Source organism: Streptomyces sp. NPDC036764, assembly GCF_055609385.1.
The window spans coordinates 924,566-938,446 of sequence record NZ_JBVJPT010000001.1; the positions used below are offsets into that span (position 1 = coordinate 924,566).

At 73.3% G+C, this 13,881-nt stretch carries 12 protein-coding genes and 1 pseudogene; 11 read left to right on the plus strand and 2 right to left on the minus strand.

Features of this window, described 5'->3' with window-relative positions; genetic code table 11:
* Positions 1 to 131: 131 nt before the first annotated feature.
* The 4 genes from ACZ69Q_RS03970 to ACZ69Q_RS03985 are packed head-to-tail and all read left to right on the plus strand — an operon-like array spanning position 132 to position 5,182.
* Positions 132 to 668: a GNAT family N-acetyltransferase gene (locus tag ACZ69Q_RS03970; RefSeq protein ID WP_471035910.1), complete on the plus strand. Its 537-nt coding sequence runs from the start codon at positions 132 to 134 to the stop codon at positions 666 to 668.
* A gap of 39 nt (positions 669 to 707) precedes the next feature.
* On the plus strand, positions 708 to 2,165 hold the full coding sequence (locus ACZ69Q_RS03975; protein WP_471040036.1) for an ABC transporter substrate-binding protein: 1,458 nt from the start codon (positions 708 to 710) through the stop codon (positions 2,163 to 2,165).
* Between the two features lie 15 nt (positions 2,166 to 2,180).
* Complete coding sequence (locus ACZ69Q_RS03980) at positions 2,181 to 3,959, plus strand: ABC transporter permease subunit (protein WP_471035914.1); 1,779 nt, start codon at positions 2,181 to 2,183, stop codon at positions 3,957 to 3,959.
* Positions 3,956 to 5,182, plus strand: coding sequence for an MDR family MFS transporter (locus ACZ69Q_RS03985; RefSeq protein WP_471035916.1), 1,227 nt, complete (start codon positions 3,956 to 3,958; stop codon positions 5,180 to 5,182). The genes ACZ69Q_RS03980 and ACZ69Q_RS03985 overlap by 4 nt, the downstream gene beginning before the upstream one ends.
* A gap of 98 nt (positions 5,183 to 5,280) precedes the next feature.
* On the opposite strand, the gene ACZ69Q_RS03990 is transcribed toward ACZ69Q_RS03985, so the two are convergent.
* Positions 5,281 to 6,042 carry a CDP-alcohol phosphatidyltransferase family protein gene (locus ACZ69Q_RS03990; RefSeq protein WP_471035919.1) on the minus strand — a complete coding sequence of 254 codons (762 nt, stop codon included), beginning with the start codon at positions 6,040 to 6,042 and terminating at the stop codon, positions 5,281 to 5,283.
* Between the two features lie 108 nt (positions 6,043 to 6,150).
* On the opposite strand from ACZ69Q_RS03990, the gene ACZ69Q_RS03995 reads away from it, so the two are divergent.
* The 5 genes and pseudogenes from ACZ69Q_RS03995 to ACZ69Q_RS04015 form a co-directional block, all read left to right on the plus strand.
* Complete coding sequence (locus ACZ69Q_RS03995) at positions 6,151 to 7,134, plus strand: zinc-dependent alcohol dehydrogenase (RefSeq protein ID WP_471035921.1); 984 nt, start codon at positions 6,151 to 6,153, stop codon at positions 7,132 to 7,134.
* Positions 7,135 to 7,285: 151 nt separating this feature from the next.
* Complete coding sequence (locus ACZ69Q_RS04000; protein ID WP_093747920.1) at positions 7,286 to 7,684, plus strand: 6-pyruvoyl trahydropterin synthase family protein; 399 nt, start codon at positions 7,286 to 7,288, stop codon at positions 7,682 to 7,684.
* Positions 7,681 to 8,919: a glycosyltransferase family 4 protein gene (locus tag ACZ69Q_RS04005; protein WP_471035924.1), complete on the plus strand. Its 1,239-nt coding sequence runs from the start codon at positions 7,681 to 7,683 to the stop codon at positions 8,917 to 8,919. The genes ACZ69Q_RS04000 and ACZ69Q_RS04005 overlap by 4 nt, the downstream gene beginning before the upstream one ends.
* Before the next feature lie 104 nt (positions 8,920 to 9,023).
* Positions 9,024 to 9,974, plus strand: a complete 951-nt coding sequence (locus tag ACZ69Q_RS04010) for a class I SAM-dependent methyltransferase (RefSeq protein ID WP_471035928.1) — start codon at positions 9,024 to 9,026, stop codon at positions 9,972 to 9,974.
* Positions 9,971 to 11,221 (plus strand): annotated as a pseudogene (locus ACZ69Q_RS04015) (lysylphosphatidylglycerol synthase transmembrane domain-containing protein); the annotation flags it as partial. The gene ACZ69Q_RS04010 and the pseudogene ACZ69Q_RS04015, both read left to right, overlap by 4 nt.
* A 158-nt stretch (positions 11,222 to 11,379) precedes the next feature.
* On the opposite strand, the gene ACZ69Q_RS04020 reads toward ACZ69Q_RS04015, so the two are convergent.
* Positions 11,380 to 12,162 (minus strand): creatininase family protein, encoded by a 783-nt coding sequence (locus ACZ69Q_RS04020; RefSeq protein WP_471035932.1) that lies wholly within the window; start codon positions 12,160 to 12,162, stop codon positions 11,380 to 11,382.
* A 41-nt stretch (positions 12,163 to 12,203) separates the two neighbouring features.
* Here ACZ69Q_RS04020 and ribA point away from each other — a divergent pair, with 41 nt between their 5' ends.
* Positions 12,204 to 12,872, plus strand: a complete 669-nt coding sequence (gene ribA / locus ACZ69Q_RS04025) for a GTP cyclohydrolase II (RefSeq protein ID WP_471035935.1) — start codon at positions 12,204 to 12,206, stop codon at positions 12,870 to 12,872.
* 33 nt (positions 12,873 to 12,905) lie between these two features.
* Positions 12,906 to 13,877, plus strand: a complete 972-nt coding sequence (locus ACZ69Q_RS04030; RefSeq protein ID WP_471035937.1) for an ornithine cyclodeaminase family protein — start codon at positions 12,906 to 12,908, stop codon at positions 13,875 to 13,877.
* Positions 13,878 to 13,881 lie beyond the last annotated feature (4 nt).

A 13,881-nucleotide genomic window follows, 5' to 3' on the forward strand; every position in this document is an offset into this window, starting at 1 on the left:
AAAATGGATGTCATGTGGTCAGGTTGGCCATGGCTCATGATCGCTGTCAAATCGCTTGGGCCGTAAGGGGGTTGCGGAGATCGCGGGGGCGGTCGCGATCACCCCTTGTCCTTAATGCATATGATGTGCAAGTGCGCGACTACAGCATCAGGGCGGCGAGCCCGGACGACCTGGACGGTGCCCGAGCCCTGATGCTCGACACCGTCTACCACGACTTCGGCACCGGCTATGTGCCCCGCTGGCACGCGGACATCATCGATCCGGCCGCCGCCTACCTCGCCTCACCGCGCCACACCCTCCTCGTTGCGCTCGACCCCCGCGACGGCGGCGTCGTCGCGACGGCCGCGCTCGACTCCCGCGGCCCGGCCCACCCGCCGAACCCGCGCGACCTCGCCGAGCGCTACCCCTGCGGCGCGACGGCGCAGCTCCGCCGCGTCTACGTCCGTCCCGAGCACCGCAGGCGCGGCCTCGCCCGGCGGCTCGTCCGTGAACTGCTCGCCTTCGCGGCGGCCGACGGCGGCTACCGCGCCGTCTATCTGCACACCGACCCCAAGGTGCCCGGCGCCGAGAGCTTCTGGCGCTCGCTCGGCAAGGTCGTGCACGACGAACGCGAGGAAACCGGCGGCGGCAACGGCGTCGTCCACTTCGAGATACCCATGGAGCGATAGACCGTGCGACGCCGACTCCGCCCGATCCTCGCCGCCCTCATGCTCGCCCCGGCACTCGCCGGCTGCTTCGCCTCCGGTGGCGGGACCGACTCCGGCGGCGCCGGCAGCGGCTCCCGCCTGCGCGTCGCCCTCGCCTTCCCGCCCGCCGAGAACCTCTCGCCCTACGGCGCCGACTCCACGATCCTCAGCCGCCTCGGCGTCACCGAGGGCCTGACCGCGCTGGACGCCAACGGCGCCGCCACCCCCGCCCTCGCCGCCTCCTGGAGCCAGGAGAACGACCGCACCTGGCGGTTCACCCTGCGCGAGGCCACCTTCCAGGACGGCTCGAAGGTCACCCCGGCCGCCGTCGCCGCCGCCCTCACCCACGCCACCCGCGCCGAGCCCGCCCCGGCCGCCCTCGCCGGAGTCACCCTCACCGCGAAGGCGGAGGGCGGCAACGGCGTACGGATCACCACCGGGGCCCCCGACCCGATCCTGCCGCTGCGGCTGTCCAGCCCCTCCCTCGCCGTCCTCTCCGCCAAGGCATACAAGGAGAAGGACGACGTCGACCCGGTCGGCACCGCAACCGGACCCTTCGAACTCACCAAGGTGATGGGCACCACCGCGGCCACCCTCGACCGCTACGACGACTACTGGGGCGGGCGCGCGCAGGCCACCGGCATCGACGTGAAGTTCGTCGCCGACGGCACCGCCCGCGCGAGTGCTCTGCGCACCGACCAGGTCGATCTCGCCGAGGCGATCCCCGTCGCCCAGGCCGTCACCCTCGACAAGGGCACCCGCGAGGCGACCGCCACGACCCGCACCACGAGCCTGCTCCTCAATGCGGACAAGGGCCCCTTCGAGAACGCCGGGCTGCGGGCCGCCGCCCGTGCGGCCGTCGACACCTCCGTGCTGGCCAAGGACGTCTACGAGGGATACGCCGACGCCGGCGCGGGCATCTACGGCCCCGCCGTGACCTGGGCCGCGGGCAAGCGGACCGAGCCGGTCGGGCGGGCGGAGCCGGGCAGGCCCGACGGGACCCGCGTCACGCTCGCCACGTACGACAACCGGCCCGAACTGCCCGAGGTCGCCCAGGTGCTGAAGCAGCAACTGGAGAAGGCCGGGTTCGAGGTCAAGCTGGTGGTGCGCGAGTACTCACGGCTGGAGAGCGACGCGCTGGACGGCAAGTTCGACGCCTTCGTCCTCGCCCGCAACACCCTCGTCGACACAGGGGACCCCGTCTCGGTCCTCGCCAGTGACTACACCTGCGACGGCGGCTACAACCTGGCCCATCTGTGCGACAAGGACGTCGACCGGGCCGTCGCCAAGGCCGAGCGCACCACCGACACCGCCGGGCGGCAGGACGCTGCGATGGCCGCCGAGGCCCGCATCCTCGGCACCGACGCCGTCGTGCCGCTGGTCCACCAGCGCATCATCACCGGCGTCGGGACCTCCGTCAGCGGCGCGCTCCTCGACCCGTACGAGCGCACCCTCGTCGGCATCGGCACCCGGCGCTGACCCGTGGCGCAGCGCATGGCCACGTTGCTGTGGCGGGTCGGGATCGCGGTCGCCCTCATCACGGTCATCGGTCTGCTGCCCTGGCTCTCGCACACCGACCCGGCACTCACCGTCCTCAAGGCCCGTTCGGCGGACCGCGACCCCACGCCCGAGGTGCTGGCGGACATCCGTGCGCAACTCGGCCTGGACGCAGGACCGTTCCATCTGCTCGGTGACTGGGTGGGCGGGCTGTGGCGCGGGGACGCCGGCCGGTCGTGGATCTCCGGCAGCGAGGTCACGCCCGCGGTGCTCCAGGCCCTCGGCGTGTCCCTGCTGCTGATGGCGGTGGCCCTCGCGGTCGCCGCCGGCACCGTCGCGCTGATCTGTGCGCGCACCCTGTGGCTCGGATCGCGGCGGCGACCGGCCGGACGGCGGGCCGCGGGCAGCGGTTCGGCGGTCCTCGCCGCGCTGCCGGAGTTCCTCACCGCGTCGGTCCTCGCCACCGTCGTCGGCGTGCAACTGGGCTGGCTGCCCGCGCTCGGCTGGTACGGCTTCCAGTGGACGATCCTGCCCGCCCTCGCCCTCGGCGTGCCCGCCGGAGCCGTCCTCGGCCGGCTCCTCGACGACCTGCTGCCCGGCGCGTTCGCCGAGCCCTGGGCGCTGGCCGCCACCGCGCGCGGAGTGCCCGGCCGCACGGTCGCCCGGCAGGCCCTGCGCCGCTGTCTGCCAGGACTGCTGCCCAACACCGGCCTGTTCGTCGTGGGCATCACCGGCGGGGCGGTCACCGTCGAGCAGATCTACGACATCCCCGGCCTCGGCCGCACCACCCTCCAGGCGGCCCTCGCCCAGGACCTGCCCGTCCTCCAGGCCGGCACGCTCGCCCTCGTCCTGCTCGGCGCGGCAGCCGCCGCACTGGCCCACCTCCTCACCCGCCTGCTGATCGGCCCGGCCCTGCGCGACGGTGCGCTGCCGTCCCCGCACCGGCCATCGCCGCCCGCCCGAACGACCCTGCCCCTTGTCCACGGCGGCCTGCTCGTAGCCGTGATCGCCCTCGGCCTGCCCCGCGACCCGCTGGCTCTCGACACCGCCGAGCGGCTCACGGCCCCCTCCGGAGCCCACCCGTTCGGCACCGACGCCCTCGGCCGGGACGTCCTCGCCCGGGTCGCGCACGGCGCGCTCGACACCCTGCTGCTCGCGCTCGCGATCACCGCCGTCACGCTGCTCACCGGGCTGGCGCTCGGCCTGCTGCCGCAGTTGTCCGGACCGGTCGTCGACACGGTCACTGCGCTGCCGCCCGTCCTCGTCGCCCTGCTCGTCACCGCGATCGTCGGCGGCGGAAGCACCACACCCGCAATCGCCGTGGCCGCCGTCGCCTGGACACCGCTCGCCGCCCACACCTCGGCGCTGCTACGGCAGGAACGCGCCGCGCTCCACCTGACCGCCACCCGCGCACTGGGCGCCGGGCGCTGGTATCTGCTGCGCCACGAACTGCTGCCCGCCGTGCTGCCGCCCGTCACCCGGCACGCCCTGCTCCGGCTGCCCGGCATCGCCCTCGCGCTCGCCTCGCTCGCCTTCCTCGGTCTGGGCGCCCAGCCGCCCTCCCCGGAGTGGGGCCTGCTCCTCGCCGAGAACCAGCCCTACGCCGAGCGCGCCCCCTGGGCGGTCCTCGCCCCCGCCGCCGTACTCGCCCTGCTGGGCGCGCTGGCGGTGACGGCGGCGGGAGGGGTGCGGCGTCGGGACCGTGCGGTCGAGCCCCAGGCGGCGGACGTACCCGAACAACAGCCGGACACGCGCGAGCTGGCGGCCACCCGATGAGGCCGGCGGCACTCGGCCTGCGCAAGGCGCCTGTGGACCGGCCCCGCCTGTCCCCTCTCCTCCGCCTCCTCATCCTCACCCAACTCGCCTTCAACGTCGGCTTCTTCGCCGTGCTGCCCTTCCTCGCCGAACACCTGGGCCAGGCCGTCGGCATGGCGGGGTGGCTGGTCGGGTTCGTGCTGGGGCTGCGGACGTTCAGCCAGCAGGGACTGTTCGTGGTGGGCGGGGCGCTGGCCGACCGGTACGGCATCCGGCCGGTCGTGCTCACCGGGTGCGTGCTCAGGATCGCCGGGTTCGTGTGGCTGGGGTACGCGCGGGAGACGGGGGCGGTCATCGGGGCGGTGCTGCTGATCGGGTTCGCCGCCGCGCTGTTCTCGCCGGCTGTGGAGTCCGAGGTGGCCCGGCAGGCCGTGCTGTGGGAGGAGTCGGGCGGCGGCTCCCGTACAAGGGTCCTCGCGCTGCTGACCGTTGCCGGGCAGGCGGGCGCGTTCGTCGGACCGCTGCTCGGCGCACTGCTGCTGTCGGCGGACTTCCGTACGGTCTGCCTCACCGGCGCCGGGATCTTCGTCCTCGTCCTCGCCGGTCACGCGTGGCTGCTGCCGCAGCACATACCCGGGCGGGGCGGCGTCCAACTGCGCGGCGGCCTGGGGAAGCTGCTGCGTAACCGCCGCTTCCTCGCCCTGTGCTGCGCGTACGGCGCCTACCTGCTCGCCTACAACCAGCTCTACCTCGCGCTCCCCGACGAGGTGGAGCGCGCCACCGGCTCCCAGGCCGCACTCGCCTGGCTGTTCGCCCTGTCCTCGCTGCTGGTCGTGATCGGCCAGTTGCCCGTCACCCACTGGGTGGGAGAGCGGCTCACTCTGCGCCGGTCCATGGTGGCCGGTCTGCTGCTCATCACGGCGGGCTTCACGCTCGTGGCCGCGGCGCGCCCCGCCGACTGGACGGGCACGGCGGCCCTGTTGCCCGCGGCCGGCTTCGTCGTCCTGCTCACCCTCGGCCAGATGCTCGTCGCACCGGTCGCCCGCGCCTGGATCCCCGACCTCGCCGAGGAGGGCCGACTCGGCCTCTACACCGGCGCCCTGTCCTCGATCTCAGGCCTGATCGTCCTCATCGGCAGCTCGGCCACGGGAACCCTCCTGGACACCGGCCTGCCCGCGGCCGTGCCGTGGCTCGTGCTGGCGGCCGTACCGCTGGCGGCGATCGGGGCGCTACCGCGCCGGTAGGGGCTCGATCGCCGCGGTTCAGCAGCGCCCCTGAAGGGGCGCGGGGAACTGCGCGACCAGCCACAACGGTGCCGCAGACGACCGACGACCGATCGCGTTCAGGACGCCACCAGTTCCCGCACCTCCGCCACGGAGACCCGCTCCGTGCGGGACGTCCGGTACAGCCACATGATGTCCCGGCCGAACGACCAGACCAGCGCCCCCAGAGCCACCGCGGCCACCGCGAACGTGGCCGGGTAGGGGAGATAGCCGGAGGCGGCCAGCAGCAGGAACACGCCCTGCATCGCGGCGACCGTCTTGCGGGCCGTGCTCGGCGGGAGCGGGGCGTTCAGCCAGGGCCAGACGCGGGCGGCGGCGACGAATCCGTAGCGCATCGCGCCGATGAGCAGGACCCAGGGGCCCAGCGACATCGAGACGTACACGCTCAGCACCAGAATCAGGAACGCGTCGACCTCCATGTCGAAGCGCGCGCCCAGCGCCGTGGACGTGCCCGTGCGGCGGGCCACCTTGCCGTCCACGCCGTCGAGGATCAGCGCCACCGCCGTCAGGCCGACGAAGAGAGTGATGGGCGGTGAGCTCTGGAAGAAGGAGTCCGCCACCAGAGCCGTCACGCCGCCCACCAGCGTCGCGCGCCCGAGGGTGACCCGGTTGGCCGGGCCGAAGTTGCGGAGCCCGGACCGGTGCAGGGCCAGCGACAGCAGCGCCCAGGTCGCCACGGCGAAGACCAGGCCGGTCAGCCAGCCCGCCGGCCCCAGGCCGATCGCCGATCCGAGCAGGGCCAGCAACAGGATCTGCACGCCCGCTCCCACAGCGGTCTCCTGCTGGACCAGCCTCGCGTCGTAAGTGTTGTTCAGGGCCACCGCACATTCCTCCGGCCGGATGACAGAGTCGATCAAGGCCGCGTACTGTGCGCGACCTGTGCACACCTCCGTACGTGCACAGCTTCACGATCGTTCAGGAGGATCCCGATGAACCGCACCGCACGGGCGTTCTGGCTCAGCTCTCCGGGTGAGGGAGAGATCCGGCAGACCGTCCTCGCGGAGCCGGGCGACGGCGAGGTTCTGGTGCGGTCGCTCTACTCCGGAGTCAGCCGGGGCACGGAGACACTCGTGTTCCGCGGCGGGGTCCCCGAGAGCCAGCACGCGGCCATGCGGGCGCCGTTCCAGGAGGGAGAGTTCCCCGCCCCGGTGAAGTACGGCTACCTCAGCGTCGGGGTGGTCGAGGCAGGGCCGGCGGCACTGGTCGGCCGTACCGTCTTCTGCCTGTACCCGCATCAGACGCGGTACGTCGTCCCCGCGAGCGCCGTGACCGTCGTACCCGCCACCGTGCCCGCCGCACGCGCCGTCCTCGCCGGCACCGTCGAGACCGCCGTCAACGCGCTCTGGGACGCCGCGCCCCTGGTCGGTGACCGGATCGCGGTGATCGGCGGCGGCATGGTCGGCTGCTCGGTCGCCGCGCTGCTGGCCCGCTTCCCGGGCGTACGGCTCCAGTTGGTCGACGCCGATCCCCGCCGGGCCGACGTCGCCGAGGCCCTCGGCGTCGGATTCGCCACACCCGAGGACGCGCTCGGCGAGTGCGACCTCGTCGTCCACGCCAGCGCCAGCGAGCAGGGACTCGCCCGCTCCCTCGAACTCCTCAGGGCCGAGGGCACGGTCCTCGAACTGAGCTGGTACGGCGACCGGAGGGTCGCCCTCCCGCTCGGCGAGGCCTTCCACTCCCGGCGGCTCGTCATCCGCAGCAGCCAGGTCGGCACCGTCTCCCCGGCCCGCCGAGCCAGCCGGACCTATGCGGACCGGCTCGCCCTAGCCCTCGACCTGCTCGCCGACCCCGCTCTCGACGCCCTCGTCACGGGGGAGAGCGCTTTCGACGAGTTGCCCGAAGTGATGCCGAAGCTCGCCTCCGGGGAGATCCCGGCCCTGTGCCACCGCGTCAGGTACGCGGACACGCCCTGACGGACTCGTTCATTCCCGGACGACAAGAGCGCCTGACCTGAGAAAAGAGTGAGACAGGGCTGAACACGGGGAAGCGAAGAGCCGTACTACTCGACATCCCCGGCGGCGATCGGCGGGGATGAGGAGCGCACCGCACCTGGAGGGTCGTCCGTTGTTCAGCATCACCGTCCGCGATCACATCATGATCGCCCACAGCTTCCGCGGCGACGTCTTCGGGCCCGCGCAGCGCCTGCATGGAGCGACGTTCCTGGTGGACGCAACGTTCCGGCGCGAGCAGCTCGACGACGACAACATCGTCGTCGACATCGGACTGGCCACGCGGGAACTGGGTGCCGTCGTCGGTGAACTGAACTACCGCAACCTCGACAACGAACCCGACTTCGCCGGGATCAACACCTCCACCGAGTTCCTCGCCAAGGTCATCGCCGACCGGCTCGCCGAGCGGATCGAGAAGGGCGCGCTGGGCGAAGGCGCCAAGGGCCTCGCGGGCCTCACCGTCACGCTGCACGAGTCGCATGTCGCGTGGGCGAGTTACGAGCGTGCCCTGTGACCGACGTGACGCTGGAAAAGAACGTGGCCCCCGACAAGAGCAGGGCCCTGGGAAAGAACGTGGCCTTGGATGGGAACGTGGCGCTCGGCTATATGCCCGTGCAGCACTCCGTCCTGAAGAACGCCGAGATCATCCCCATGTCCCTGCGCTCCGTGCACTTCGTCCTGCCGGGCGGCGTCGACGACCTGAGCGCGCCGAGCGGCGGCAACGCCTACGACCGGCGCGTGTGTCTGGACCTGCCCGGCTTCGGCTGGCAGGTGCACAAGCACGCGGTGGACGGCGACTGGCCCCGCCCGGGCGCCGAGGCCCGTGCCGAACTCGCCCGTACGCTCGGGGAGTTCCCGGACGGGACGGTCGTCCTGCTGGACGGGCTGGTCGCGTGCGGCGTGCCCGAGATCATCGTGCCCGAGGCGGAGCGGCTGCGGCTCGCGGTCCTCGTCCACCTCCCGCTCGGCGACGAGACCGGACTGGAGCCCGCCGTGGCCGCGGACCTGGACGCCCGGGAACGCGCCGTGCTGCGGGCGGTCGACGCGGTGATCGCCACCAGCGACTGGGCGGTGCGCCGCCTCGTCTCCCACCACGGCCTCGCCCCCGAGCGGGTCCATGTCGCCGCCCCCGGCGCCGACATCGCGCCGCCGGCCGCGGGCACCGACGGCGTGTCCCGTCTGCTGTGCGTGGCCGCCGTGACACCGCGCAAGGGACAGCACCGGCTGGTGGAGGCGCTGGCCACGGTGACCGACCTGCCGTGGAGCTGCGTCTGCGTGGGCGGGCTGAACCAGGATCCCGGGTACGTGGCCGAACTGCGGGCCCTGATAGCCAAGCACGGCCTTCAGGACCGGCTGATCCTGGCGGGCCCGCAGGCCGGCGCCGAACTCGACGCCAGCTACAACACCGCCGACCTCATGGTGCTCACCTCCTACGCCGAGACCTACGGCATGGCGGTGACCGAGGCGCTCGCGCGCGGCATCCCGGTGCTGGCCACGGACGTCGGCGGGCTCCCGGAGGCGGTCGGCCGGGCCCCCGACGGCGGCGTCCCCGGCATCCTCGTCCCGCCGGAGAACCCCGCCGCGATCGCCGCCGAACTGCGCGGCTGGTTCGGCGAGGCGGACGTACGACGCCGGCTGAAGTCGGCGGCCCGCGGGCGCCGGGCGGCTCTGAACGGCTGGGCCGGCACGGCCCGCAGCCTGGCCTCGGTTCTGGGCCGACTGCCGAACGAACCCCGGAGGGCGGCATGAGGAAGACGGCGACGGCACAAGGCGGCGGGACGATTCCGACCCAGCCCGGGCCCCTGGACGGGCAGAGCGGGCCGCACAGCGAAATCGTTTCGGCGGAGGGTGACATGGGTGGTGCGTCGGTACCGTCGGCGTCCGATGCCGACGCGGTGATCCTCGGGGCCGGTCCCACCTTCCGGCCCGGTGAGCGGGCCACCGTACGGCTGCGGGACGCCGGGCCGGACGACCCGCCGCGCTACGCGCCCGAGTGGCTGGAACTGCGGGAGCCGGCCGATGCCTCCGCACGGGCGCACGACCTGCTCGACCCGCTGCGGATCCGGCTCGCCAACCTGCCGGCCCGGTCCGGCGGTCTGGTCATCCACGACATCGGCTGCGGTACCGGCTCCATGGGCCGCTGGCTCGCGCCGCACCTGGACGGCCCCCAGCACTGGGTCCTGCACGACCGCGACCCCTACCTCCTGCACTTCGCCGCCGTCGCCTCGCCGCGCTCCTCCGCCGACGGCAGCCGGGTCACGGTCGAGACGCGCCGCGGCGACGTCGGCCGGCTCACCGCGGACGCCCTCCTCGGCGCCTCCCTGGTGACGGCGTCCGCGCTGCTCGACGTCCTCACCCGCGAGGAGATCGGCACCCTCGCCGCCGCCTGCGCGGGCGCCGGCTGCCCGGCACTGCTGACGCTCTCCGTCGCGGGCCGCGTCGAACTCACCCCGTCCCACCCGCTGGACGGCGAGATCGCCGAGGCGTTCAACACCCACCAGCGGCGCTCGGGTCTGCTCGGCCCGGACGCGATCACGGTGGCCGCCGAGGCGTTCGCCGAGCACGGCGCGACCGTGCAGGTCCACCCGAGCCCCTGGCGGCTCGGCCCCGGCGAGGCGGCCCTGACCGCCCAGTGGCTGCGCGGCTGGGTCGGCGCGGCGGTCGAGCAGCGCCCCGACCTGCGTGAGCGCGCCGAGAGCTACCTGACCGAACGCCTCGCCGCCTGCGAGGCCGGCGAACTGCGTGTCGTGGTCCACCACAGCGACCTGCTGGCGCTGGTCCGGCCGACGGGCGGAGCGTCATGAGCGTGGAGACGGTGGCGCGGACCCGCGCCGAGCGCCGGGGCCTCAGCCGCCGCGACCGACGGGCCGAACGCCCGGGCGAGACGGGCGCGCACGGCGACACCACCGTCCGGGACGAGCCGAAGGGTTCGGTGGAGCGGGCGGGTTCGATCGGGTCGACGGGTTCGGTGGAGCACGCGAGCGTGCCCGCCGCCCGTTTCCCGGCGGCCCGTCCGGGCGCCCCCGCTTCCGGTGCCGCTGCCGTCTCCCCGGCTCGTCAGGCCGTCCCCGCTTCCGGTGCCGCTGCCGTCTCCCCGGCCCGTCCGGCCGTTCCGGCTTCCGCCGCCGTCTCCCCGGCCCGCATCGGCGTCGTGGTCACCGAGCCGCGCCCGCAGGCGGCGCCTTCCAAGCCGCCCCGCGGGCGCCTGCGCCGCGTCCTGTCCCGCCTCAACACCCCCGCCTTCCGCACCCACCTGGGCACGGCCGCCGGCGTCGTCATCCTGGTCGTGCTGTTCTGGCGGCTCGGCACCGGCGTGTTCCTCGACGGGCTGCGGCGGATCGACGCGGTCGCGCTGGCCGGCGGGCTCGGGATCGGGCTCGTCACCACCGTGTTCAGCGCCTGGCGCTGGCAGTTGGTGGCCCGGGGGCTGCGGATCCGGCTGCCGCTGTGGCCCGCCGTCGCCGACTACTACCGCGCCCTGTTCCTCAACGCTGCCCTCCCCGGCGGCGTCCTCGGCGATGTGCACCGGGCCGTGCGGCACGGGCAGAGCGCCGGTGACATGGGGCGCGGGATACGCGCCGTGGTGCTGGAGCGGACCGCCGGCCAGGTCGTCCTCGCGGCATTCGGGGCCGTCGTCCTGCTGACCATGCCGTCGCCGGTGCTCGACCAGGCCCGCGACGTCACCCCGCTCATCCTGTTCGCCGGGGTGGGCGCGCTCGCCGTCGTGGCCGCCGTACGGATGAACCGGGCGCCGTCGCGTCGCGACCGCAGCCGTCCGTCCGCGCTGCGCACGACCCTCGACGAGGCCCGGGAAGCCCTGCTGTCCCGTCGCAACGGCCCCGGCGTCGCCGTCTCCTCGGCCGTCGTGCTGGCCGGACACATCGGGATGTTCGTGCTCGCAGCCCGTGTCGCCGGCTCCGACGCCTCCGTGGCCGCCCTGCTGCCGCTCGCCGTCCTGGCGCTGCTCGCGATGGGCCTGCCCCTGAACGTCGGCGGCTGGGGTCCCCGAGAGGGCGTCACCGCCTGGGCGTTCGGCGCCGCGGGGCTCGGCGCCACCACCGGGCTCACGGTCGCCGTCGTGTACGGCGTGCTCAGCTTCGTGGCCGCCGCGCCCGGCCTCGTCGTCCTGCTCGCCCGCTGGTACACCGGCCTGCGCGCGGGATCCGGATCCGCCGTGACCATGGCGGACCCGGAACCGAGCGGCTATTTTCAGGCGTCACCCGTGTCCGCTACGGAATCGTCCGCGGAGGTCAGCAGTGACACATACGCGCCGAAGGAATCCGCGAGGCTCGCCAGCAGCCGTTCCCCCTTTTCCGCGGAACCCAGCGAAGGACGGCCGATGACACCGGAATCGGTATAGGCGGACATACCGAGGGTCAACAGATGACGGCGGTCGTCCGCCACGAAATCGGAAGTCTCATAACCGGGTCGGATCAATTCGGGATGAGCGTGCAGAAGGATGGAGGTCTCGATTTCCCCCGCGTGCATGTCGGTGAGCAGTGAGGTCTCCACCCCCGCCCGCACCCGCGCCGCCTCCCAGTCCTCCGGGGCCGGGAACAGCGCCATTCGCTCACCACGCGCGGAGGACTCCTGAACGACGTTGCCCAGTACGTAGTTTCCGCCGTGCCCGTTGACCAGCACCAGGGCGTCGACGCCCGACCGGCGGAGCGAAGCCGCAATGTCCCGTATCACCGCATGAAGGGTCACGGAGGAGATGCTGACGGTCCCTGGCCAGGCCGCATGCTCGTGCGAGCAGGAGATCGTCACGGGCGGAAGGAGGTGCACCGGGTGCGCGGCGGCGATCTCGCGCGCGATGGCGCAGGCCACCAGCGTGTCGGTCGCCAGCGGAAGGAACGGGCCGTGCTGCTCGAAGCTTCCGACGGGGAGCACCGCCACCTGTCGTGAGACGCCCGCCCCTCGGGTCCGTACGTCTTCGGTGGTGTCCGCCGGCACCAGCGAGTGTGCCGCCGGCCGCGTTTGCGAACCACTCATCTTTTCACGGCCTTTCGTCTCTGCTTAGGAACTGAAGAATCATGACAGAAAAAATTGGCGTCCTCGGCAAGAAGTCCACGCAGCGGACGCAGCGTTCCGGCGTGGAACGCATGGTGAATGCGCCTTTGCCCACCGTCTACGGCGAATTCCGTGCAATCGGCTACCTCGATCACGACCGCGGAGACGAGCAAGTGGCTCTGGTCTACGGCGAGATAGGTACGGACGAAGTGCTGACCAGGCTGCACTCGGAGTGCCTGACGGGTGACGCCTTCGGCTCCCAGCACTGCGAGTGCGGTGACCAGCTCGCGGCCGCCCTGCGCGCGGTCGTCGCCGAGGGCAGTGGCATCGTCGTCTACCTGCGGGGCCACGAGGGCCGCGGCATCGGTCTGCTCGCCAAGCTGCGGGCGATGGCCCTGCAGGCGGAGGGCCTGGACACCGTCGAGGCCAACCTCGCGCTCGGCCTGCCGGTGGACGCCCGCGACTACGGCGTGGCCGCCGGGATGCTGCACGACCTGAACGTGCGCAGCGTCCGCCTGATGTCGAACAACCCGCGCAAGCGCGAGGCGCTGGTGCAGCACGGCATCGAGGTCGCCGAGCAGGTCCCGCTGCTGATCCCGCCGTGCGAGAACAACATCACCTACCTGCGGACCAAGCGGGAGCGCCTCGACCACCACCTGCCCCATCTGGACGCGGTCGGGCACCTGTCCTGATTGCGGCGAGGCCCGTCCGGACAGGAAGAGGGAATGACCGACGACGTCCTCTTCCTGACCGGAGACCAGGTCTCGCGCCTGCTCGGCCTCGACGCGGCGATCGCCTCGCAGCGCGCGGCCTTCTCGGCGCTCGGCGCCGACGCGGCCGACCTGCCCGGGAAGATCATGCACCCGAGCCGCTTCGACGACAGCGTCGTCTTCGCGTACGTCTCCCGGCTGTCCGCGGACACCGGGGCCGTCGCGAAGATCGGCAGCGTCAACCCGGGCAACGCGGCGTCCGGCCTGCCGACCGTCCACGCGGTCATCACCGTGCTCGACCCGGTGACGGGCCGACTGGCCGCCGTCATGGACGGCACGGCGATCACGACGCTGCGCACGGCCGCCGCGAGCGCCGTCGCGGCCGACGCCCTGGCCACGCCCGGCAGCGCGGACCTCGCCCTCCTGGGCTCCGGCACCCAGGCCCTCGCCCACGCCCGGGCCTTCGCCCGGGTGCGCGAGCTGAAGTCGGTACGGCTGTGGAGCCCGACCGCGCGCAACCGCGCCCGCGCCGCGCGGGAGCTCGAGGCCGAACTGGGCCTCGCCGTCGAAGCGGTGGGCACCGCCGAGGAGGCCGTGACGGGGGCATCACTGGTCGCCGCCTGCACACTCAGCAGGACGCCCCTCGTGCGGGGGGAGTGGCTGGCTCCCGGGTGCACGGTGGTCAGCGTCGGATCGTTCGAGCCCGGCCGCCGCGAGGTCGACGACGACGTGCTGCTGCGCGCCGCGAGCGTCGTCGTCGACGACCCGCAGACCGCCGCCGAGCACGCCGGTCCGGTGGTGCACGCCCTGCGCGAAGGGGCGTTGGCCTTCGAGGACCTGGTCGGACTGGGCGCCGTACTCACCGGGCAGAGCTTCCCGCGATCGGGACCCGGCGACATCGTCTACTACAACAGCGTCGGCCTCGGCATCCAGGACGCGGCCGCCGCCTGGGCCGTCGTCGAGGCGGCGGGGAAGGCGGGCCGGTGACAGC

Bases quoted from the DNA above. Each gene is read 5' to 3' on its own strand.
- ACZ69Q_RS04020 (WP_471035932.1), bottom strand. From the start codon at position 12,162: ATGAGTGGTTCGCAAACGCGGCCGGCGGCACACTCGCTGGTGCCGGCG.
- ACZ69Q_RS04010 (WP_471035928.1), top strand. From the start codon at position 9,024: ATGGGTGGTGCGTCGGTACCGTCGGCGTCCGATGCCGACGCGGTGATC.
- ACZ69Q_RS03995 (WP_471035921.1), top strand. From the start codon at position 6,151: ATGAACCGCACCGCACGGGCGTTCTGGCTCAGCTCTCCGGGTGAGGGA.
- ribA (WP_471035935.1), top strand. From the start codon at position 12,204: ATGACAGAAAAAATTGGCGTCCTCGGCAAGAAGTCCACGCAGCGGACG.
- ACZ69Q_RS04030 (WP_471035937.1), top strand. From the start codon at position 12,906: ATGACCGACGACGTCCTCTTCCTGACCGGAGACCAGGTCTCGCGCCTG.
- ACZ69Q_RS03980 (WP_471035914.1), top strand. From the start codon at position 2,181: ATGGCCACGTTGCTGTGGCGGGTCGGGATCGCGGTCGCCCTCATCACG.
- ACZ69Q_RS03985 (WP_471035916.1), top strand. From the start codon at position 3,956: ATGAGGCCGGCGGCACTCGGCCTGCGCAAGGCGCCTGTGGACCGGCCC.
- ACZ69Q_RS03975 (WP_471040036.1), top strand. From the start codon at position 708: ATGCTCGCCCCGGCACTCGCCGGCTGCTTCGCCTCCGGTGGCGGGACC.